The 21,233-nt window shown below is 63.0% G+C and carries 20 protein-coding genes; 9 read left to right on the top strand and 11 right to left on the bottom strand.

Annotated features, from left to right (window positions below):
• The 3 genes from CAF90_RS20925 to CAF90_RS20915 all read right to left on the bottom strand — a co-directional run bounded on the left by CAF90_RS20925 (nucleotide 1) and on the right by CAF90_RS20915 (nucleotide 1,702).
• Nucleotides 1–537 (bottom strand): spore coat protein U domain-containing protein, encoded by a 537-nt coding sequence (locus CAF90_RS20925; protein ID WP_007951533.1) that lies wholly within the window; start codon nucleotides 535–537, stop codon nucleotides 1–3.
• 20 nt (nucleotides 538–557) lie between these two features.
• Complete coding sequence (locus CAF90_RS20920) at nucleotides 558–1,091, bottom strand: spore coat U domain-containing protein (protein ID WP_085608345.1); 534 nt, start codon at nucleotides 1,089–1,091, stop codon at nucleotides 558–560.
• A 101-nt stretch (nucleotides 1,092–1,192) separates the two neighbouring features.
• Nucleotides 1,193–1,702 carry a spore coat U domain-containing protein gene (locus CAF90_RS20915; RefSeq protein WP_085608344.1) on the bottom strand — a complete coding sequence of 170 codons (510 nt, stop codon included), beginning with the start codon at nucleotides 1,700–1,702 and terminating at the stop codon, nucleotides 1,193–1,195.
• Nucleotides 1,703–1,989: 287 nt separating this feature from the next.
• Here CAF90_RS20915 and zapE point away from each other — a divergent pair, with 287 nt between their 5' ends.
• Together zapE and CAF90_RS20905 are read left to right on the top strand one after the other, a co-directional pair.
• The gene (zapE, locus tag CAF90_RS20910) at nucleotides 1,990–3,123 is read left to right on the top strand and encodes a cell division protein ZapE (RefSeq protein WP_085608343.1); all 1,134 of its coding nucleotides are present in this window, start codon (nucleotides 1,990–1,992) and stop codon (nucleotides 3,121–3,123) included.
• Between the two features lie 61 nt (nucleotides 3,124–3,184).
• Nucleotides 3,185–4,498, top strand: a complete 1,314-nt coding sequence (locus tag CAF90_RS20905) for a leucine-rich repeat-containing protein kinase family protein (protein WP_085608342.1) — start codon at nucleotides 3,185–3,187, stop codon at nucleotides 4,496–4,498.
• A gap of 39 nt (nucleotides 4,499–4,537) precedes the next feature.
• Here CAF90_RS20905 and CAF90_RS20900 read toward each other — a convergent pair whose 3' ends face one another.
• Nucleotides 4,538–5,242 carry a YebC/PmpR family DNA-binding transcriptional regulator gene (locus tag CAF90_RS20900; protein WP_007951538.1) on the bottom strand — a complete coding sequence of 235 codons (705 nt, stop codon included), beginning with the start codon at nucleotides 5,240–5,242 and terminating at the stop codon, nucleotides 4,538–4,540.
• Between the two features lie 220 nt (nucleotides 5,243–5,462).
• On the opposite strand from CAF90_RS20900, the gene CAF90_RS20895 reads away from it, so the two are divergent.
• Nucleotides 5,463–6,869 (top strand): type VI secretion system Vgr family protein, encoded by a 1,407-nt coding sequence (locus tag CAF90_RS20895; RefSeq protein ID WP_085608341.1) that lies wholly within the window; start codon nucleotides 5,463–5,465, stop codon nucleotides 6,867–6,869.
• A 3-nt stretch (nucleotides 6,870–6,872) separates the two neighbouring features.
• Here the strand turns inward: CAF90_RS20895 and CAF90_RS20890 are convergent, their stop codons facing one another.
• Together CAF90_RS20890 and CAF90_RS20885 are read right to left on the bottom strand one after the other, a co-directional pair.
• Entirely contained in the window at nucleotides 6,873–8,264 is a 1,392-nt protein-coding gene (locus CAF90_RS20890; RefSeq protein ID WP_085608340.1) for an FAD-dependent oxidoreductase, read from the bottom strand.
• Between the two features lie 73 nt (nucleotides 8,265–8,337).
• Nucleotides 8,338–9,663, bottom strand: a complete 1,326-nt coding sequence (locus CAF90_RS20885) for an MFS transporter (RefSeq protein ID WP_085608339.1) — start codon at nucleotides 9,661–9,663, stop codon at nucleotides 8,338–8,340.
• A 290-nt stretch (nucleotides 9,664–9,953) separates the two neighbouring features.
• Between CAF90_RS20885 and CAF90_RS20880 the strand changes: the two genes are divergently transcribed.
• Nucleotides 9,954–10,826: a LysR family transcriptional regulator gene (locus tag CAF90_RS20880; protein WP_085608338.1), complete on the top strand. Its 873-nt coding sequence runs from the start codon at nucleotides 9,954–9,956 to the stop codon at nucleotides 10,824–10,826.
• Between the two features lie 121 nt (nucleotides 10,827–10,947).
• Here the strand turns inward: CAF90_RS20880 and CAF90_RS20875 are convergent, their stop codons facing one another.
• Entirely contained in the window at nucleotides 10,948–11,808 is an 861-nt protein-coding gene (locus CAF90_RS20875) for a LysR substrate-binding domain-containing protein (protein ID WP_085608337.1), read from the bottom strand.
• A gap of 113 nt (nucleotides 11,809–11,921) precedes the next feature.
• Between CAF90_RS20875 and CAF90_RS20870 the strand changes: the two genes are divergently transcribed.
• From CAF90_RS20870 to CAF90_RS20860, 3 genes are all read left to right on the top strand, one after another.
• Nucleotides 11,922–13,031: a 2-aminoethylphosphonate--pyruvate transaminase gene (locus CAF90_RS20870; protein WP_085608336.1), complete on the top strand. Its 1,110-nt coding sequence runs from the start codon at nucleotides 11,922–11,924 to the stop codon at nucleotides 13,029–13,031.
• A 57-nt stretch (nucleotides 13,032–13,088) separates the two neighbouring features.
• Nucleotides 13,089–13,916, top strand: coding sequence for a phosphonoacetaldehyde hydrolase (phnX, locus tag CAF90_RS20865; protein ID WP_085608335.1), 828 nt, complete (start codon nucleotides 13,089–13,091; stop codon nucleotides 13,914–13,916).
• 196 nt (nucleotides 13,917–14,112) lie between these two features.
• Nucleotides 14,113–14,667, top strand: coding sequence for a cytochrome b (locus tag CAF90_RS20860; protein WP_085608334.1), 555 nt, complete (start codon nucleotides 14,113–14,115; stop codon nucleotides 14,665–14,667).
• Here the strand turns inward: CAF90_RS20860 and CAF90_RS20855 are convergent.
• Both CAF90_RS20855 and CAF90_RS20850 read right to left on the bottom strand, forming a co-directional pair.
• The gene (locus CAF90_RS20855) at nucleotides 14,664–15,572 is read right to left on the bottom strand and encodes a 1-aminocyclopropane-1-carboxylate deaminase/D-cysteine desulfhydrase (RefSeq protein ID WP_085608333.1); all 909 of its coding nucleotides are present in this window, start codon (nucleotides 15,570–15,572) and stop codon (nucleotides 14,664–14,666) included. The genes CAF90_RS20860 and CAF90_RS20855 overlap by 4 nt on opposite strands.
• A 41-nt stretch (nucleotides 15,573–15,613) precedes the next feature.
• Nucleotides 15,614–17,653 carry an FAD-dependent oxidoreductase gene (locus CAF90_RS20850; protein WP_085608332.1) on the bottom strand — a complete coding sequence of 680 codons (2,040 nt, stop codon included), beginning with the start codon at nucleotides 17,651–17,653 and terminating at the stop codon, nucleotides 15,614–15,616.
• A 204-nt stretch (nucleotides 17,654–17,857) separates the two neighbouring features.
• Between CAF90_RS20850 and CAF90_RS20845 the strand changes: the two genes are divergently transcribed.
• Together CAF90_RS20845 and CAF90_RS20840 are read left to right on the top strand one after the other, a co-directional pair.
• The gene (locus tag CAF90_RS20845) at nucleotides 17,858–18,988 is read left to right on the top strand and encodes a nitrilase-related carbon-nitrogen hydrolase (RefSeq protein WP_085608331.1); all 1,131 of its coding nucleotides are present in this window, start codon (nucleotides 17,858–17,860) and stop codon (nucleotides 18,986–18,988) included.
• 3 nt (nucleotides 18,989–18,991) lie between these two features.
• Nucleotides 18,992–20,032, top strand: a complete 1,041-nt coding sequence (locus CAF90_RS20840) for an AraC family transcriptional regulator (RefSeq protein ID WP_085608330.1) — start codon at nucleotides 18,992–18,994, stop codon at nucleotides 20,030–20,032.
• 4 nt (nucleotides 20,033–20,036) lie between these two features.
• Here the strand turns inward: CAF90_RS20840 and CAF90_RS29325 are convergent, their stop codons facing one another.
• Both CAF90_RS29325 and CAF90_RS20835 read right to left on the bottom strand, forming a co-directional pair.
• Nucleotides 20,037–20,225, bottom strand: a complete 189-nt coding sequence (locus CAF90_RS29325) for a hypothetical protein (protein ID WP_139834508.1) — start codon at nucleotides 20,223–20,225, stop codon at nucleotides 20,037–20,039.
• Between the two features lie 126 nt (nucleotides 20,226–20,351).
• Nucleotides 20,352–21,227: a DUF2242 domain-containing protein gene (locus tag CAF90_RS20835; RefSeq protein WP_085608329.1), complete on the bottom strand. Its 876-nt coding sequence runs from the start codon at nucleotides 21,225–21,227 to the stop codon at nucleotides 20,352–20,354.
• Nucleotides 21,228–21,233 lie beyond the last annotated feature (6 nt).

Genomic DNA, 21,233 nt, shown 5'->3' with positions numbered 1-21,233 from the left:
CTAGAACGTCAGTTCGACGGAAATCGTGTCGGTATAGGTGCCCGCCGGCAGCCCGGCCTTGCCCACCGCCTGACCGTAGATGTTCACGGTCTGCGCCACACCGGTGCTGGCTGCGAGGTTGATCACCCCGTCGATGGCCAGCAATTGCGAGTGCCCGGCGTCGGTGTACAGGTCATACGGCACGTAGTTGGCGACCCCGTCGTACAGCGCGCGCGTACCACCCGGCGAGAGCCCGTCATGGGCGCCGGCCCGGACCTTGACCGTCGGCGTGGTGCCGGCCGAGCACAGGATCGACAGCGCCCCGCCCCCGCCGCCCAGCACCTGCCCGGTGGCCGTGGTGAACAGGCTGTTGGCGGTGCCGAAGTTCAACGCACCGAAGTTCAGTCCGGTAGAACCGCCGGAACCGTTGACCTGGCAACTGCTGATCAGGATCAGGCTGGAGGTGATCTGGCCGGTGACCGTGGTGGCGGCATTGACGCTGGAAGCGAGCGTCAGGCCGAGCAACGACAAACCTATCCTTGATGCAATCGTACGCATGGTGTCCGTCCTCTACGGGGTTACCAGTCGAGCGTCACCGTCAGGGTGTCGGTATAGACACCGGCCGGTACCGCACGGGTGTTCGCCACCACCGAGCCAAATACCGGGATGGGTATCTGTGCGCCGCTGGTGACAGCGAAATTGTGTTGTTGACCGATGCTGTAGCTCTGGCTGCCGGAGGCATCGAGAAACAGCTGATAAGGGAGTGTCTGGCGACCGTTGCTCAGCCGGCGTGTCGTGCCATCGCCATGAGTGCCGCCGTCGATGGTCACGGTGAACCCGGTGACCGAAGGGTTGCAGGCGACATTCAGCTGACCGCTGCCTGCTTCGCTGAGGCTGGCCTTGATCGGTGCGTTCCAGGTCGGGCCCTGCTGGCCGAAATCAAGAGAGCCCAGCCCGTCCACCGGGCTGGCGGGACTGGTGGCGTTGGTCACCTCGCAGCCGGCGATCAGCGTCAGCCGCGCAAGGATCTGCCCACTGACCGCCGCCGACGCGACCTCGGTGAACAACAGCAATGTGGCTGTGGCGATTAGCCGCCCGTGTCTGCCCATCATTGAGCCCCTACTCCTTCAGGATCACTCGACCACTGCGCTCGTCATTGAACGCCCTTCCCTGCGCCACCCGGCTCCACCGGATGGCTGAAAAAACTCCGCGATCACCAGGTGACCGTCACCTTCACCAGATCCGAATACCGGCTGACCCGTGGCACTTCGGCCATCCGCTCGATCCGCCCGTATAGCGGCAAGTCCACTGTGCCGCTGTCCGGCACCCGACCGCTGACCGGCACATCCACCACCAGCGGCACCCGCCGCGCGGCGTCCTGATACAGGCGATAGGGGATCGGCTTGCTGCCGGCCTCCCCCGCCATATAACGCACCTCGCCAACGCCACCGTGCAGGCCGCCATCGACGCGCAACTGGTACGGGGTGTCCGGGTTGCATTCCAGACGCGGCAGGCGCGAATTCGTGAGCGCCGCACCGAGTGGCCCGTCCCGGTCGCCGAGCCGCGCCGTGGTGCCGAAGTCGAGCACGCCCAGTTGTTCGATACCGGCCTCGCGTTGCTGGCCGATCAACTGGCAACCGCGCTGCACATCGACCCGCACCTCGACCTGAAGGTCGGCGGCGTGGACCGGTACCGCGAGCCCGCCCAGCAATGCCCAGACCATCCCTGCATTCACCGCCCGTTCCTTGATGGCGACAGCGTCTCTGTCGTTACAGTGTTTCAGGTTAGCAACGGACGCCGATTGCGCCAGTCGATTGGATCCAGTCACTCGCCGGGATTTGTTTCGAAAGGTTGGCAACACGTCGATTTAAAGTGTTGAAAAATCCTGTACACGCCGCAGATTGCTCTCCGGAAAAACGATAAAGCGCAGTGGAAGCAAAACTACCCGTCTGGTTAAACTACCCCGCCGCGCTCGGGGGGAGCCGGCCCGATGATGACGGAGTGATTGCTGTGCCCGCCCGACTGCCCGACCGTTCGCGTCTGACCCAGCGCTGGTCAGCCTTGCGCCATTTCTTCGGCAAACGCTCCGTTACAAACGCGGGCCAGTGCGCCGCCAGCGCGCAATCGGTGCGTGACTATTTCCGGCAAAAGGCCCACGGCCAGGGCTACACCCTCAGCCACAGCCAGCAGCGGGTCATCGATTGCATGGCCCATCAGGCCGGCCTGTTGTTCGGCACCCCTGCGCAAACTCCGCCCAGCCTGTATCTGCACGGGGCGGTCGGGCGCGGCAAGAGCTGGCTGTTGGACGGATTCTTCCAGGCGTTGCCGATCCAGCAAAAGCGCCGTCTGCATTTCCACGGGTTCTTCGCCCAGTTGCATCAAGGCATGTTCGAGCACCGCGACCGCGACGACGCCCTCGCCGTCACCCTCGACGCGTTGCTGACGGACTGTCGGGTGCTGTGTTTCGACGAATTTCATGTGCATGACATCGGCGATGCGATGCTCATCACCCGCCTGTTCAAGGCGCTGTTCAAGCGCGGGATCCTGTTGCTGGTGACCTCCAACTACCCGCCCGAAGGCTTGCTCCCCAACCCGCTATACCACGCGCGGTTCAAACCGGTGATCGACCTGTTCAATGCGCGCATGCAGGTCATGGAAGTCGGCGGCCCGCACGATTACCGCAGCCAGGCGCGCCGGCATGCGCATCAACTGTTCACCCAAGGCCATTACGTCTGGCCGGCCACCCCGGGGCAGCGCCTCGCGTTGAACCTGCCGCCCCTCGATGCCGCGCCGTTGCCCTTGGCGGTCGGCAGCCGCCATTTGCAGGCGCGGCTGTGCGAAGACCGGCGCGTCGGTTTCACCTTCAGCGACCTCTGCGAACAACCCACGGCCGTGATGGATTATCTGGAACTGTGCCGACGCTTCGACCACTGGATCATCGACGAACTACCGGAACTGGGCGAATGTTCGATCGCCGCCCAGCAGCGGTTCATCAACCTGATCGACGTGCTCTACGATCAGGACAAACACCTGACCCTGCTCGGCCAGCTCCCCTTGCACGAAAGCCTCGGCGGCCAGGCGATCGATCTGGCCCGCACCCGCAGCCGGCTCGGGCAATTGAGCGAAGTGCACGAACCGGGCTGATTTGCCGTTATCATGCGGCCCATTTCCGGCGCCTTGCGCCTTCTCGATAGCGATCCTTTTCATGCACACCCTTGCACAACTGCGCGCCGGCGAACTGTCGGGCATCACCCGGCTGGATCTGGCCGAAGGCTTGAGCGAATTTCCGCCGGAGATTTTCAACCTGGCCGACACGCTGGAAGTGCTCAACCTCAGCGGCAACACCCTGAGCAGCCTGCCGGATGACCTGCATCGTCTGACGCGCCTGCGCGTGCTGTTCTGCTCCGACAATCAGTTCACCCAATTGCCGGCGTGCCTGGGCCAATGCCAGGCCCTGACGATGATCGGTTTCAAGGCCAACCGCATCACTCAGGTGCCCGGCGCGGCGCTGCCGCCAAATCTGCGCTGGCTGATCCTGACCGACAACGCCATCGAAACCCTGCCCACCGAACTGGGCGAACGTCCGCTGCTGCAAAAACTCATGCTTGCCGGCAATCGCCTGCGCGCCCTGCCGCCGTCACTGAGCCAGTGCCATCGGCTGGAGCTGATCCGCATCGCCGCCAACCAGTTGACCGAATTACCACAATGGTTGCTGACCCTGCCGAGCCTGACCTGGCTGGCCTACGCCGGCAATCCGCTGGAAACCGAAGCCGATGCTGCCGCCCTCGACAAAGCGCCCCTGATCGACTGGTCGGCGCTGCAGCTGGAGCAACGGCTGGGCGAAGGCGCCTCCGGGGTCATTTATCGGGCGCAGTGGCAACCCGCAAATCAGCCCGCCACGCCCGTGGCAGTCAAGTTGTACAAGGGCGAGATGACCAGCGACGGCTCGCCGCTGCATGAAATGAACGCGTGCATCACCGCCGGGCTGCACCCGAACCTGATCCGCGTCGAAGGCCGCATCGACCAGCATCCCGACGGCCAGCAGGGCCTGGTGATGCAGTTGATCGATCCGAGCTACCGCAACCTGGCCGGACTGCCGAGCCTGGCGTCCTGTTCACGGGATGTGTATGCCGATGATTGCCGTTTCAGTGCCGACGTTGCCTTGCGCATCGCCCGGGGCATCGCCTCGGTCGCCGGGCATCTGCACCGTCATGGCATCACCCATGGCGATCTCTACGGACACAACATTCTGTTGAACGATCAGGGCGATTGTCTGCTGGGGGATTTTGGTGCGGCGTCGTTCCATGCCATGGCGGATACGCCTGAAACCCGCGCGCTGCAACGCCTCGAAGTGCGTGCGTTCGGGATTTTGCTGGGGGAGCTGCTGGCGCGCATCGACTCAGGGTTGAGCGATGAACAGTGTCAGGTGCTGGAAACCCTGGAGCAGCGCTGCTGTCAGCCGGATGTGCTGGCGCGGCCGGGGTTTGGTGAGATCAGCCAGACGTTGCAACACGCCTGAAAAAAAATCGCAGCCCGAGGGCTGCGATTTTCTGGTGTGTCAGCCGGCCAGACCGACGAACATGTCCTGCACGTCGTCATGGTTGTCCAGGCCTTCGAGGAACGCCTCGACTTCAGCCATTTGCTCGTCGCTCAGGCCGCTGACCGGGTTCTTCGGCTGGTAGCCCAGTTTGGCCGACAGCACGGTGAAGCCTTGCTCCGGCAGGGCTTTCTGCACCGAGTCCAGGTCAGTCGGGTCGGTCAGGAACAGGGTCGCGCCCTCTTCGCCCGGCTCGAAATCCTGGGCACCGGCTTCGATCGCGGCCATTTCCGGATCGGCGTCCGGGGTGTCCGGCGACGCTTCGATCATGCCGACATGGTTGAAGTCCCAGGCAACGGAACCGGATGCACCCAGTTGGCCCTTGCGGAACGCCACGCGGATTTCCGCCACGGTGCGGTTGATGTTGTCAGTGACGCACTCGACGATCAGCGGCACCTGATGCGGCGCGAAGCCTTCGTAGGTTACGCGATGGTACTGAACGGTTTCGCCCAGCAGGCCAGCACCCTTCTTGATGGCACGGTCCAGGGTTTCCTTGGGCATCGAGGCTTTCTTGGCCTGTTCGACCACCAGACGCAGGTGTGCGTTGGTGGCGGTATCGGCACCGTTACGCGCAGCAATGGTGATTTCCTTCACCAGTTTGCCGAAGATCTTGCCCTTGGCGTTGGCTGCCGCTTCTTTGTGTTTAACCTTCCACTGTGCGCCCATTACTCACTCTCTTGATCTGTGGCGCCGAGACATCTATTGGCCGACGCATGGCGCCAAGTTTATACGGCCTAAAGTCGGCAATCGACCAAAAATTCCGATGCGCATCGACATCTTCTACGCGCCTTGTAGGGCGATTCTGAAAAACCGGTTTGCCACGTCCATTCGACGTCGCGTTTTCGTACCCTCTGTGGCCCGTATTGCCTGAACAGAGCCCGCCCGAATGCTCAATGACAAGGAAAGTCCGTTTTCGCTGACCCTGGCCGAGGGCGGAATCAGCCTGCCGGTCCTGCGCTTCAGTGGCCACGAAGCGCTGAATCAGCCCTTTCGGTTCGAAATCGAAGTCATGGGCCTGGCACCCGCCTGGTCACCCGGCACGCTGCTGCATCAAGCGGCGTTTCTGCACCTGGATGACGACCACGGGATTCACGGCATCATTCAAAGCGCCAGTTGCGAACACCGGGCGACGCACCGTATCGCCTACCAACTGGTGCTGATGCCGCATCTGCAAGCGCTGGAGCAACATCCCGTACGCCGGGTCTTCACGCAACTGAACGTGCCGGCCATCCTTGAGCAACTGCTCAGCGAACATCACCTGCCTGCCCACAGCTACCGGATCGATATGACCGTCGGCCATTACCCGCCGCGCCCGTTCTGCATTCAGTACGAGGAAACCGATCTGGCCTTTTTGCAACGGCTTTGTGAAGAGGAAGGCATCCACTATCACTTCGAACATCAGCCGGACGGCCATGTGGTGGTGTTCGCCGATGACAGCCTGAGCCTGCCGCAGCAACCGACGGCGATTGCTTTCAACACGCAGATCGATGCGCCAGCAACCGGCCTCAGCAGCCTGTTCCAGCGCCATGAAGCGGTGCTGCCTCAGATTCCTGCCGGCGTGCGTGAGCGAGGGCATTCGATTACGGGCCAGGAGGCCGCCAATCAAACGCTGGGCGGTGCCGTCGCCCCATCGGGATTTTTGCCGACTGCGCAACGTCACGCGGCCCAACGCAGTCGTCGCCTGCTGGAACGCCAACGCTGCCGGTCGCGCTCGATTCAGGGCCGCAGCGATTGTCCGCGACTGCTCAGCGGGCGCCTGTTGCAAGTCATGGAGCATCCGGTGAGCGCCTTCAACGAGCAGTGGCTAATCACCGACTTGCGTCATCAAGGTCAGCAACCTTCGATTCTCGATCCAGTGCCAACGGTTCGCCGCTATCACAACGACTTCACCGCGCTGCCCTGGTCGACCCCGTTTCGCCCGCCGCCGAACCAACCACGCCCGGGCATCCCGGGGTATCAGCCGGCGCAAGTACTCGGCGCGCCGGGGCAACCGGCGCAGGTCGACGATCAGGGACGGATCGCCGTGCGGTTATGGCCCGATCAGACTCGTGCCGACGCAAGTGAAGGGCTGTGGTTGCCGGTGGTCATGCCCCACGCCGGCGGCGGCCTGCCTCGGGAAAATCTGCCCTGCGCCGGCAGCGAGGTCTGGGTAAGTTTTCTCGACAGCGATCCCGACCGGCCGATCCTCTGCCTCGACGCCTGCCGCCCCCGAACGTCGCAGCCCACAGAAACCGAGCCCGACGACGACCTCTTGCTCGACTGGCTGCTCAACCGCTCCGCCCCACCGCGCTGACGATCAACCTTTGTCGGCCTTGCCCGCCGCTGCCGCGAATTTCGCCAGACGCACATCGAGGTGCCGGGGCCGCCGGCCGTGATCCTCGGCGCGCTCCTTGCGGCGAATGGCGTTGCGCACCATCAGCGAGCCGAGGTAGCGGATCGGCTCCGGCGGAAAGTAACCCAGCGGCCCGTTGACCAGCGGCGAACGCGTCCACGGGTTGTCGAGGCCCTGCACCAGCGAAGCGAGAATCTGCCCGCCCATGTGGCACGGCCCGACGCCACTGCCGGAATAACCGAAGCCGTAGAAAACGTTACCGCCGGCACTCATTTGGCCGAAGAACGGCAGGCCGGTGACCGAGCGATCCGACGGACCGTTCCAGGTTGCGTCGACCTTCACATCGGCGAACGCCGGGAAGAAGTCGTCGAGGCTGCGCTTGAGCAATCCGGTATAGGGCGAGGGCTGGTCGAACACCGGCAGCATCCGCCCGCCGTAAGCGAAGGTATTGCCGCCCTTGCCGAGCATGATCCGGCCGTCCGGGGTGTTGTGGTAGTAGTGCACGAAAATGCGCGAGTCGAGCACCGTGACGCCGCTGGTCAAACCGATTTCCTGCAACAGATCCGGACGCGGTTCGGTGATCAGCATGTCGCTGGAAACGATCGCCACGCTGCGCTCAAACTGCGGAAAAGCGCGGGCCATCCACGCGTTCATCGCCAGCACCACGCGGTCAGCAGTCACGCAGCCGTTCGCCGTGTGAAGGCGCGCCGGACGGCCCTCCTCCAGCCCGGTCATCGCCGTGCCTTCATGAATTCGCACGCCCAGTTGCAACGCCACCCGGCGCAACCCGCGCACCAGTTTGCCCGGCTGCACGCTGGCGGCGGCGGGCGAGAACCAGCCTTCCAGGTGTTTTTCCGAACCGGCCATGCGCTGTACATCGGCGACCGGTCGCTGGGTAAACGAGTTGATGCCGTTGCGCTCCAGCGCCGCGATCACCGCATCGGTGGAGCCGCATTGCGCGCGGTTGGTGGCGGTGTAAAGCGTGCCGTCCAACCGGTAATCGGCATCGACACCGTACTGCTCGCAGAACTCGCCAATGGCGTGGATGCTGCGCTCGGATTCCTTGACCAGCCGCACCGCTTCCTCGACACCGAACAGCCGCTCGAGGGTGAAATACTTCGCCGACCACGACAGCGCACAACCGCCGTTGCGCCCACTGGCGCCGGCGCCGCAAATGTCGGCTTCGATCAGCAACACATCGAGTTCGGGGTTCTGCTGCTTGAGCATGATCGCCGTCCACAACCCGGTGTAACCGCCGCCGACGATGCACACGTCGGTGCGCACATCGCCTTGCAGCGGCGGGCAAGGTTCGGACGTGTCGAGCTGCAAAGCCTGCTCCAGCCAAAACGGTCTCATGAAGTTTCTCCAGTCAGTCGGCCACGGCACAGCCTGCCGCGAGTGCCGCAGCAGGCCGCGAGGCAGGGTTTATTCAGTTACGCAGGGGTTTGATGGTCAGGGCACGATTGGGCACGTAGGCACGTGGCTCCATGACGCCGACCGGGCGGCTGTTCCAGTGCGGAAGCAGCACCAGCGCCGAGAACAGCGCACAACCGGCGAACACGATGAACACCGTCACCGAGTCGAAGTAACCCGGCAGCAAACCACCGAGCACCGCACCGACCGAGCCGCAGCCATTGACGAATCCCGCCGCCGTGGCGCCAGCCTTGGCCTTGCCGAAATCGATCGCAGCCGCGCCGCTGATCATCGAGTCCGGGCCGTACAGGGTCAGGCCCATCACGAACAACAGTGCGACCACCAGCATCACGCTGCCGGTGTGCAGGGCGCCCATGAACAGCGCAAGGGTCACGGTCAGCGCCAGCAGACTCAACACGCAGGCTGGCATGCGTCGGGCGCCGAACAGTTTGTCCGAGGCCAGGCCGATCATGATCGGGCCCAGCAGCCCGGCCAGTTCAAACGCGGTGGGAATGATCGCCGCGCCGACCTTGCCGACCGAGGGCATCTGTTCGAACACGATCACCGGGCCCCACAGCAGAATCGCGTAACGCGCCGGTTTCAGCAGGAAATACGCGAGACCCAACACCAACACCGTACGGTTGCGCAGGATTTCCTTGAGTGGCTCCCAGACGCTGAGTTTGCTGTTGGCTTCGGCCTCTTCGGCGCTGATGACCGGCTCCGGCTCCACGGCGGGCAGGCCGACATCCTCCGGTTTGTCGCGCTGAAAGATAAAGAACAAAACCGCCACCACCGCGACCACCGCCGCGCTGGAAATGAACGCCGCGTGCCACGAACCGATCAGCGTGTAAGCCCACCAGCCGGCGAACGGCGACGCCACCAGACCGCCGAATGCATAACAGGAACTCCACAACCCGAGCACTCGCCCGCGTTGTTCGGAGGGGAAGAAACTGCCGAGGTTCTTGCAAAGCCCCGACCAGCCGGTGGACTGCGCCAGCCCCTGAATCAGCATGCAGGTGGCGAAGATCGGCAAGGTCGCGAAACTGCCCATCACCAGCGCTGCCGCAGCGGAAATCAGCAAACCGCCAAGCACCACAACCCGTGGGCCGAAGCGGTCGGCGAGCATGCCCCAGGTGAACTGGCCGATGGCGTAGGCCGCCAGGTAAATCGCGTCGAGGTTGGCCATGGCCATTTTGTCGAGGGTGAAGCTTGGGTCTTCGGCGATGCCCAGTTTGGCCACCGAAAAGGCTTTGCGGGTGAAATAGAACGCGGCGTAAGCGAGCCAGGTGACAGCGAAGATCTGCATGCGCCAACGCGCAATGGTGCCGATGTGCTTGTTCATTGTGGTTCTGACCTCAGGGTGTGAGTGTGCCGGCAGAATCGATGAGTAAACGCCTGTGTTTTTTTATTGTTGAGCACTGCGATATCACCCCGTCCCTTCGGCGATACCGGTCAGATGAGTCCTGGTGTTGCACGCACAGGCTCATGGTCAGCGTCGCTGCCCGACCGGGCAGTCAGCGTTGGCGTGAGCCGATCAAAGCAATTACTGTTTAATAAATAAAATCGATTTATCGTATTTCACACATAAGCTCAGCTTGTTACTGAACTGCACCTGTAAACGAGGAATCAGCCATGTCGGTTTCCCACGCCCAGCTCAAAGCCTTTCACGCCGTGGCCGTGCACGGAAGCTTCACCAAGGCCGCCGAGCGGCTTTATCTGACGCAACCGGCGATTTCCGACCAGGTGCGCAAGCTGGAAGAACGCTTCGGTGTGTTGCTGTTCCACCGCAACAAGCGCTCGGTGCGCCTGACGGATCTCGGCGAACGCTTGCTGGCAATCACCCAGCGTCTGTTTGTGGTCGAGGCCGAAGCCCAGGAGTTGTTGCAGGAATCCCAGGCCTTGCAGACCGGCAGCCTGATTCTGGCGGTGGATGCCCCGGTGCATGTGCTGCCGCAGATCGCCCGGTTTTGTGAGCGCTATCCGGGGATCAGCGTGAAGATCGAGACCGGTAACACCGATGAATCGCTGTTTCGGCTGTTCAACTATCAGGCTGATCTGGCGTTGCTCGGGCGCGATGTCAGTGATGAACGTTTGTTGTGCGTACCGCTGCGCAACGACCCGATGGTGGCGTTTGTCTCGCGCCATCACCCGTGGGCCGAGCGTGAATCGATCTGCCTGGAAGATCTGGACGACACGCCGCTGGTGCTGCGCGAACACGGCTCGGTCACCCGCCAGACCCTGGAAGAAGAAATGGCCCGGGCTGGTTTCCGCATCCGCCCGGCGATCCAGGTCGAAGGCCGGGAAGCGGCGCGGGAGGCGGTGGTGGTGGGGATTGGCGTGGGTGTGGTGTCGGCGGCGGAGTTTGGTGCGGACTCACGGGTCTGCGCGCTGCCGATCACCGATTGCACCCGGCGGTTGACCGAGACACTGGTGTGCTTGCGCGAGCAGAGTTCGCGGCGGGTGGTGGCGACGTTTCTCGAGATGGTGCGCGAAAGCCTCTCGTAGATCGTTCCCACGCTCCGCGTGGGAATGCCTCAAGGGACGCTCCGCGTTCCAGCTCTCGAATGGGACGCGGAGCGTCCCGGGCTGCATTCCCACGCAGAGCGTGGGAACGATCTGGCGGTTATCAGTTGGGAGCCAAACCGAAAAACGCATGAATCAACCGCAACTCCCGCCGCCGCTCCACGCAGCCGATCATGTGCCGATTGACCAGCCCCTCTCCCGCAATGGGAATCGCGACGACACGGGGATCGTGGCTGACTTCAACCGACGACACCACCCCAACCCCCAGTTCAGCCGCCACCGCTTCCGTCACCGCCTCGCGACTGTCCAGTTCCAGCAACACCCGTGGATTAACGGATGACTGCGCACAGGCCTGATCAAACGTGCGCCGGGTAATCGAACTCGGCTCGCGCAACACCATGATCACCTGATCCAGCTCCTTGAGCCTGACCTCGCCGGAACGTGTCGCCCACGGATGCCCCGCCGGCACCAGCGCGCAGATCCGCGATTCGCTCAGCGCTTGCAGATGCAGCCCTTTGCGCGGCTCGACCTCGGTCAGCACCGCCACGTCAGCATGCTCGGACAACAACGCCGCCAACGTTTCCTGAGCATTGCCCAACCGCAGATTCACCGTGATCCCCGGATAGCGTGCCCGCAAGCTGGCAAGCATCGGCATGACCATGTGCGGACCGTCCGCCGCCACCTCAAGTCGTCCGGTGAGCAACTGCCGATTGGCCTCAAGCAGTGCCTGCGCCTCTTCCGCCATACCGAACATCGCCCGGGTGATCGCCGCCAGTTTGGTGCCCTCCTCCGTCAGCTCGACCCGGCGCGCCGTCCGTCGCAACAGCGTGATCTGGTAATGCTCCTCCAGCGCCTTGATGTGCCCGGTGACCGCCGGCTGGCTGATGAACAATCGCGCGGCGGCACGGGTGAAGCTGCCTTCCCGGGCCACGGCGTCGAAGGCGCGAAGCTGGAACAGGTTCATGAATAACCCTCACTGATGGCTGGCATAACAACAAACAATTTGATTGATGATCCGCCGAATTGCAACGTAGGCCCCGTAGCTTCATCCCACAGCGCTATCGCGAGGACACACGAATGAGTACTGCCGCACCCATCCTGCTCACTCCCGGCCCGTTGACCACCTCGGCCCGCACCCGCCAGGCGATGATGGTCGACTGGGGTTCATGGGATGACCGCTTCAACCAACTGACCGCCAGCCTGTGCGAACAACTGCTGGCGATCCTCAACGGCGCCGACAGCCACCACTGCGTACCTTTGCAGGGCAGCGGCACCTTCGCCGTCGAAGCTGCGATCGGCACCCTCGTTCCCCGCGACGGCAAGGTACTGGTGTTGATCAACGGCGCCTACGGCAAGCGTCTGGCGAAAATCTGCGAAGTGCTCGGCCGCTCGTTCAGCACCTTTGAAACCGCTGAAGACGAACCGACCACCGCCGCCGACGTCGACCGCCTGCTGCGTGCCGACAGCGACATTACCCACGTCGCGCTGATCCACTGCGAAACCAGCACCGGCATCCTTAATCCGCTGCCGGAGATCGCCCAGGTCGTCGAGCAACATGGCAAACGCCTGATCATCGATGCCATGAGTTCCTTCGGCGCCTTGCCGGTGGATGCGCAAAAAGTCCCGTTCGACGCGCTGATTGCCGCCTCTGGCAAATGCCTGGAAGGCGTGCCGGGCATGGGCTTCGTGTTTGCCCGCAAGGAATCCCTGGCCGCAGCCGCCGGCAATTCGCATTCGCTGGCGATGGACCTGTTCGACCAGCACAGCTACATGAAGAAGACCGGTCAGTGGCGCTTCACCCCGCCGACCCACGTGGTCGCGGCGCTGCACGAAGCGCTGCTGCAATACAACGAAGAAGGCGGCCTGCCGGCGCGACATGCGCGCTACGCCGCCAACTGCCAGGCACTGATGGAAGAGATGGGCAAACTCGGCTTGCGCAGCTTTCTGCCTGCTGCGATCCAGGCGCCGATCATCGCGACCTTCCACGCACCGAAAGATCCGCGCTACCAGTTCAAGGACTTCTACGAACGGGTCAAGGCCAAGGGTTACATCCTCTACCCCGGCAAGCTGACCCAGGTCGAAACCTTCCGCGTCGGCTGCATCGGCCACGTCACCCCGGCGCATATGCGCGAAGCCGTCGCGGCGGTGGGTGAAGTGCTGCGCGAGATGGAAGTCCTCGACATCTGATTCACCCGGCCCGCTCCCTCATTTGAATTGCATTGCCAATACAGGATTCTGACCAACATGAACTACAACAACCCAACCCAGCTGCAAGCCGCCATCCTCGACTGGGCCGGCACCGTGGTCGACTTCGGTTCTTTCGCACCGACCCAGATCTTCGTTGAAGCCTTCGCCGAGTTCGACGTCCAGGTTTCCATCGAAGAAGCCCGTGGCCCGATGGGCATGGGCAAATGGGATCACATCCGCACCCTGTGCGATCAGCCGCAGGTTGCCGAGCGCTATCGCAAGGCGTTCGGCCGCACCCCGACCGACGATGACGTGACCGCGATCTACAACCGTTTCATGCCGCTGCAGATCGAGAAAATCGCCGAGCACTCGGCGCTGATTCCCGGCGCGCTGGAGACCATCGCCAACCTGCGTCAGCAAGGCATCAAGATCGGTTCCTGCTCGGGTTATCCGAAGCAAGTGATGGACAAGGTCGTGGCACTGGCCGCCACCAACGGCTACATCGCCGACCACGTCGTCGCCACCGACGAAGTGCCCAACGGCCGCCCATGGCCGGCCCAGGCCTTGGCCAACGTGATTGCGCTGGGCATCGACGATGTCGCCGCCTGCGTGAAAATCGACGACACCGTGCCAGGGATTCTCGAAGGTCGTCGTGCCGGGATGTGGACCGTGGCGCTGATCTGCTCTGGCAACGCGCTGGGCCTGGATTACGAAGGCTATCGCGCACTGGGCAGCGACGCGCTGGCCAGTGAGCGCGAACGCATTCACGCGCTGTTCGAAGGATCGCGCCCGCACTACATGATCGACACCATCAGCGATCTGCCGGAAGTGATCGCCGACATCAAAAAGCGCCTGGCCAATGGCGAGATGCCGCAAAGCAGCTGATTGCATCCATCGCGGCAAACAAAAACGCCAGTGTCTGCCCGACACTGGCGTTTTTTCATGGGGGTTTTCAGCTAAATCGCTGACTCAGCTCAGTGAAAGCTTTTTTAGCCTCGGGCAAACGCGCCAAAGGGGATTACAGTTAAGGCATGCCGTCGCAGAACGGCACGCTTGAGCCCTGAACCGTGAGGAACGCCGTATGCCGTGGACAAATTCCGAATCCCGTTACAGCACCGTGTCGATCCTGTTGCACTGGCTGATGCTGGTGCTGTTGGTGCTGGTGTACGCCAGCATGGAGTTGCGCGGGCTGTTTCCCAAGGGCAGCGGCGGTCGCACGCTGATCCGCGAAGTGCATTACATGCTCGGGCTGACCGTGTTCGTGCTGGTCTGGTTTCGCCTGTTCGCCCGCAGCCTGGGCCCGGCGCCGAAAATCTTCCCCGCTTCGCCACAATGGCAAACCACCCTCGCACGCTTGATGCACTGGGCCTTGTACCTGTTCATGATCAGCATGCCGATCCTCGGCTGGCTGATCACCAGCGCCGAGGGTCATCAGGTGATGTTCTACGGTTTCGACCTGCCGTTGCTGGTGAGTGAAGACAAGGCGTTCGCCAAAGACGTTGAACACTGGCATGTGCTGATCAGCACCATCGGCTACTGGCTGATCGGCCTGCATGCGCTGGCGGGCATCTATCACCATTACGTGGTGCGCGATAACACGCTGCTGCGGATGATGCCCAAGCGCAGCCAGGGTTAACCGTCGAGTCCGCGCCGGCCCTGCAAGCCGCCGGTGTGGACGAAGATCAAGCGTGAACCCCGGGCAAAGCGGCCCGCTTCGATCTGTTGTTTGAGCGCCAGCAAGGCTTTGCCGGTGTACAGCGGTTCGAGGGGAATGCCGCTGGCCTGTTCGGTTTGCGCGATGAATTCAAGCAACGCCGGATCGACCTTGGCGAAACCACCACGGCTGGCGTCGATCAGTTCGTAGCCTCCAGCCTTGCCCACAATCGCCTCGACATTGGCTGCGACGCCGTGATCGTCGGGCACGGCCATTGCGCCGTACACCGCATGTTGTCCGGCCTCGGCCAACACCAATCCCGCGAGCGTGGTGCCCGTGCCACAGGCCAGCCACCAACCGTGGTAGTCGTCCCAGCCGAGCTTCCCGAGTTGGTTAATGACTTCCTCCTTCAATGACGCGCAACCCTGCGCGCCCGGCAAACCGCCGCCCCCTTCGGGCACCGGATGCAGCGTCGGATACTGCGCCAGCCAAGGCTGCCAGAATCCCGGCTCGTGCCGCGCCCGATAACCGCCGTAACCGAGCCAGTGCAACTGCATGCCGAAATCCTGCAGATCCCTGACCGTCGGCGTGTCCTGCGGATGCCCGCGCAACAGCCCGACCGTGGCGAATCCCAGGCGTTTGCCGGCAGCCGCCAGTGCATGCAGATGATTGGAGTGTGCACCGCCCAGGCTGATGATGCCTTCGGCACCCACACGGTCGGCGGCTTTGAGATGTTCGACGAGTTTGAACCACTTGTTGCCGCTGATCAGCGGATCGATCCGGTCGAGACGCAGGATCGCGACTTCAATGCCGGCGGCGGTGAGCCAGTCCAGATCAAGCGGTTCGAGGGGGGCTGGGGCCAGCCAGTCGGTGGGAGGCAGAAACATGAAGGCCGGCTCTGTACAAAGAGCCGGCATTCTAGGGTGGATCAGAGCTCGGCGGCCAGACGCGAACCCTGATTGATCGCACGTTTGGCATCCAGCTCGGCCGCCACATCGGCGCCGCCGATCAGGTGCACGTTCTGCCCGGCTTCGACCAGACCGTCGTGCAGCTCGCGCAGCGGATCCTGGCCGGCGCAGATGACGATGTTGTCCACCGGCAGCACTTGCGGCTCGCCGGTTTCGCCGATGCGGATGTGCAGGCCTTCGTCGTCGATCTTCAGGTATTCGACGCTGTTGAGCATCTGCACCTGCTTGTTCTTCAGACCGGTGCGGTGAATCCAGCCGGTGGTCTTGCCCAGGCCGTCGCCGACCTTGGACTTCTTGCGTTGCAGCAGGAACACGTCACGGGCCGGTGCGTGCGGTGCAGCCTTGATCCCGGCCACGCCACCACGGGCTTCCAGATGGGTGTCGATGCCCCACTCTTTCCAGAACGCGGCGCGATCCTGACTGGTGGCCACGCCTTCATGGACGAGGAATTCCGAGACGTCGAAACCGATACCGCCGGCGCCGATCACCGCCACACGCTTGCCGACCGGTTTGCGCTCGAGCAGCACATCCAGATAGCTCAGCACTTTGGCGTTTTCGACGCCCGGAATCGCCGGAAGACGCGGCGCAATGCCGGTCGCCAGAATGACTTCGTCGTAACCGCCTTCGACCAGTTTTGCCACGTCAACGCGGGTGTTCAGGCACACCTCGACGTTGGTGGTCTGCAGTTTGCGTTTGAAGTAGCGCAGGGTTTCGTAGAACTCTTCCTTGCCCGGCACACGTTTGGCGACGTTGAACTGGCCACCGATCTCGCTGGCCGAATCGAACAGCGTCACCTGATGCCCGCGCTCGGCGGCCACGGTGGCGGCGGACAGACCGGCAGGACCGGCACCGACCACCGCGATTTTCTTGATCTGCTTGACCGGCAGGTAATTGAGTTCGGTCTCGTGGCAGGCACGCGGGTTGACCAGGCAACTGGTGAGCTTGCCGCCGAAGGTGTGATCGAGGCAGGCCTGGTTGCAACCGATGCAGGTGTTGATTTCGTCGGCGCGGCCTTCAGCAGCCTTGTTGACGAAGTCCGGGTCGGCGAGGAACGGCCGCGCCATCGAAACCATGTCGGCATCGCCTTCAGCCAGAATCTGCTCGGCGACTTCCGGAGTGTTGATGCGGTTGGTGGTGATCAGCGGAATATTCACCGAGCCACGCAGCTTGGCCGTGACCTTGCTGAACGCCGCACGCGGCACTTTGGTGGCGATGGTCGGGATCCGCGCTTCGTGCCAGCCGATGCCGGTGTTGATGATGGTCGCGCCGGCCTGCTCGATGGCTTTGGCCAGGGTGACGATTTCTTCCCAGGTGCTGCCGCCTTCCACCAGGTCGAGCATCGACAGGCGGAAGATGATGATGAAGTTCGGGCCGACCGCTTCACGTACGCGGCGAACGATTTCCACCGGCAGGCGCATGCGGTTTTCGTAGCTGCCGCCCCAACGGTCGGTGCGGTGGTTGGTGTGGGCCGCGAGGAACTGGTTAATGAAATAACCTTCCGAACCCATGATTTCCACACCGTCGTACTCGGCGGTCTGGGCCAGTACCGAGCAAGTGACGAAATCGCTGATCTGTTTCTCGATGCCTTCCTCGTCCAGCTCTTTGGGCTTGAACGGGTTGATCGGCGCCTGAATGGCGCTCGGTGCAACCTGTTTCGGGCTGTAGGCATAACGGCCGGCGTGGAGGATCTGCATGCAGATCTTGCCGCCCGCATCATGCACGGCGCGGGTGACGATGCGATGCTTGAGCGCTTCTTCCTCGGTGGTCAGCTTGGCCGCGCCGGAGTACACGCCGCCCTCGTCGTTCGGACCGATACCGCCGGTGACCATCAGGCCCACGCCGCCACGGGCACGCTCGGCGAAATACGCCGCCATGCGTTCGAAACCACCCGGCTTCTCTTCAAGGCCGGTGTGCATCGAGCCCATCAGGGTGCGGTTGCGCAGCGTGGTGAATCCCAGGTCCAGCGGGGCCAACAGGTGCGGGTATTGAGTGGCGGTCATCGTTAACTCCACAGCAGCGATCACGGAAAATGCGGGAGCTCTGCGTCCCCCGTCAGTCATGCTCGACAGATTAGGAGTCGCATCGCTGTCACTCAATGACCGAAACTGACAAGTTATTGATCCAAATGCGCAGCGCCCCTTGGCAAGCCGGGGCTGGCGCCCTACCCTGTCCGCACACCCTGTACCCGGTTGTTGTTGGATTTCATGCGCAAACTTCTGTACCTGACTTTTTCCATGGCGCTCATCGCCGCGCTCACCTTCTACGCCATGTGGGCGGCTGACCGCCCGGCCGGTCATTACCTGTCGGACCTGCGGATCAAACTCGCGGTCGATCAGGGCACGCCCGCCGACCGTGGCAACCTGCTGGGCATCCAGCCCGAGCTGTTCCCCACCGACTACCAAAGCCCCGAACGCCTGCACCGCAAGCTCGCCGCCTATTTGCAGCAGGCGCAGGATCAGGGGCTGTTGAATGATAAAACCGTGGTCATCCTGCCGGAGCATGTCGGCACCTGGCTGATGATCAGCGGCGAGAAAGACGAGCTGTACCAGGCCGCCACCCTCGCCGAAGCGATGAACTGGCTGGCGGCGAGCAACCCGGTGCAATTTGCTCGCGCCTGGCTCACCGCCAAGGGCAGCAGTCGCCTGGATGATGCGCACCTGCGCATGAAGTCCCGGGACATGGCCAAGGACTATCAGGCGCTGTTCGGCGGTCTGGCCAAGGCATTCCACATCACTTTGGTGGCCGGCTCGATCGTGCTGCCTGAACCGAACATCACCGATGGCCGGCTCAAGGCCGGCAGTGGTGCGCTGTACAACAGCACGGTGGTATTTGGTCGTGACGGCACCCCGCTCGGCCAGCCACAGCGGCAGATGCGTCCGATCTTCGATCAGGACGAGCCATCCGGCACCCGCGAAGCTTCCCGGATCAATGTGATCGACACCCCGGCCGGACGCCTCGGCGTGTTGATCGGCAGCGACAGTTGGTATCCGGACAACTACCGCAAACTCGACGAGCAAGGCGCGCAGCTGATCGCGGTGCCCGCGTTCGTCGTCGGTCATGGCGTTTGGGATCAACCGTGGAAGGGTTACAAGGGCTTGAGCGTGCCGGACTCGGTCAGCCTGAAACCGGGAGACGTCAGTGAAGGCCAGGCCTGGCACCAACTGACCCTGACCGCGCAACCGCCGGCCAGCAAGGCGCTGGCCGGCATGAGTGTGTTCCTGCGCGGGCAGTTCTGGGACAAACCGAGTTCCGGGCAAAGTTTCCTCAGCAGCAACGGCCAGCAGTTCGCCGACAGCGAGGCCCGTGGCGCGCGCCTGCTGAACCTCTGGTTGTAACCCATGAAACCGCAGCCGATGCGTCTCGGGGATCTGTCGGTGGGCTTCGTCCACAGCCTGGCCGATGCCGTGCGCAGCCATGACGTCGATCCGCTGCCATTGCTCGAACAGTACGGCCTGGATGCCGCACGCCTGGCCGAAGCCGGCGCCCGCCTGTCGATCCCGCGCTACATGCGCCTGGGGCATGGCGCGATCCAGCTGACCGGCGATCCGGCATTGGGTTTGCGAATGGGCCAACTCAGTCGCCTGAGCCAGGCCGGACTGGCCGGTGTGACCGCCGCGCAGGCGCCGACCGTACGCGAAGCCGCCCGCTGCCTGACTCGCTTCGAACCGCTGTACGGCTCCAACTATCGCGGCCAGTCGAGTTTCCACGAAGACGCCAGCGGTGCGTGGCTGCGCTTCTACTCGATCAGCCCGTACAACGCCTACAACCGCTTTGTGGTGGACTCGATCATTGCCGGCTGGCTGCATCAGTTGTCCAGCGTCAGCCCCGAGCCCTTGCGCGCCGAACGGATCGAGATCGAGTTCGACGCCCCGGACTATCGCGACGCCTACACCGTGCTGGGCGAGTGCCCGATCCAGTTCGGCGCCGAACACAATCAACTGCGCCTGAGCCTCACCAGCCTGGCCCAACGCAACCCGGAGCATTGCCCCAGCACCTGGAAACATTTGCTCGGTTTGTGTGAACGGGAACTGGAGCAATTGACCCGAACCCGCAGCCTGCGTGAACGCATCACGCAATTGCTCGGGCCGTTGCTCAATGGTGGCCGGGAACCGGATCTGGAAGAAGTGGCGGCACGCCTGAAGCTGCCGACCTGGACATTACGGCGCAAACTGGCCGAGGAAGGCACGCAGTTTCGCGCGATCCTCAATGACACCCGCCGTGATCTGGCGATGACCTACATCCGCGACACCGAACTGGCATTCGGTGAAATCGCCTACTTGCTGGGCTTTGCCTCGGCCGAAGCTTTCCAGCGCGCCTTCAAGCGCTGGAACGGCCAGACACCGGGCGAATTTCGCCGCAGTCACCGCAAGACAGGCTGACGCCTCACAGCTCGGTGGCGTCTTCCGCAGGCTCTGGTGAATCCAGTTCGTAAGCCTGGAATTCGAGCAGTTCTTCTTGATAGTCATCCATTGCGTAATCCCCCTGACGCTTGCTTGAAATGGCCTGGAACAAATGACCAGTGCCTCGAGCATAAAGTGCCCGTGTGAAGGAAAAATGAAACGCGTCCTTCATGAAATAAACGTAGCAGGCGGTCAGGAATTTATCGCGGGATATTTTTCGACAGGGCTTGCAGGAAGAAGCTAAGGGAGACAACAAAACGCCACGCGTCCGACAGCGGTCGGAGGCGTGGCGTGAAGTTTACTGCCCGGAGGCAGGCATGGCCGGAATCGGCTCGGAGGGCGGCGGCATGTCCGTCGGGTTGGCCGGCGGCGTGATGGTTTCCGTCGCGGGTGCAGGCTCGGTAACCGGTGCCGGGGTGATCGGCGCGGCTTCGGCCGGCGGTGCTACCGGCTCGGAGCTGGCCGGGGTCGCTTCTGCTGGCGCTGGCGTCGGTGCCGCCGCGGGCTCGGCGGCCGGCGCTGGGGCCGGGGTCGGGGTCGGGGTCGGTTCAGCCGCAGGTGCTGGGGCCAACGGAGCCGGCGCTGGCTTGGCTTCCGGCACACCCAGGTCGGTCTTCGGTTTTTCGGTGATGTGCGCAGCTTTCTTCGCGTCGGCCGGCAGGAACAGCTCGACCAGCGTGAAGAAACGCTCGTAGAACTTCTGCGACGACACGGTTTCGCTGGCGACCTTGACCATCGAATCGTCAGACGAGCCGATCGGCATCGACACCGAGCCCAGTACGCCGACACCGAGGCTTGCGGAGTTGTTGGTCTTCTTCAGCGCGTAGCGGTCCTGCAGGGCGTTGGCGAACACGGTGGCGTGATGGCCGGCGCTGCCATCATCGGCGCACACCACGTTGAAGCTGATCTCCAGGTGGGTTTCGCCGGTCTGCTGGAAGCTCTTGTGCCCGCTGACCAGTTTCGGGTCATTGCTGGTAATGATGTAGCCCTGGCTGAGCAACGCTCGGCGGGCCGCTTCGCAACTGGCGGTGTCGGTCACCGGGTAATTGCGCGAAAAGGTGCCGGAGTCGTCGAAATTCTCATGCTCGTAGATAGGCTTGTCCTTGGAGCAGCCGGCAGCGGCGGTCAGCAACAACGCCAACCCGAAAAAACGCACGGGAATAGAATTCAACATTAAACA

This window comes from Pseudomonas sp. B37(2017) (assembly GCF_002112885.1).
Lineage (GTDB): Bacteria > Pseudomonadota > Gammaproteobacteria > Pseudomonadales > Pseudomonadaceae > Aquipseudomonas > Aquipseudomonas paraglycinae.
The sequence above is the reverse complement of the archived record's forward strand: the minus strand, read 5'-3'. Positions and strand labels throughout refer to the sequence as shown.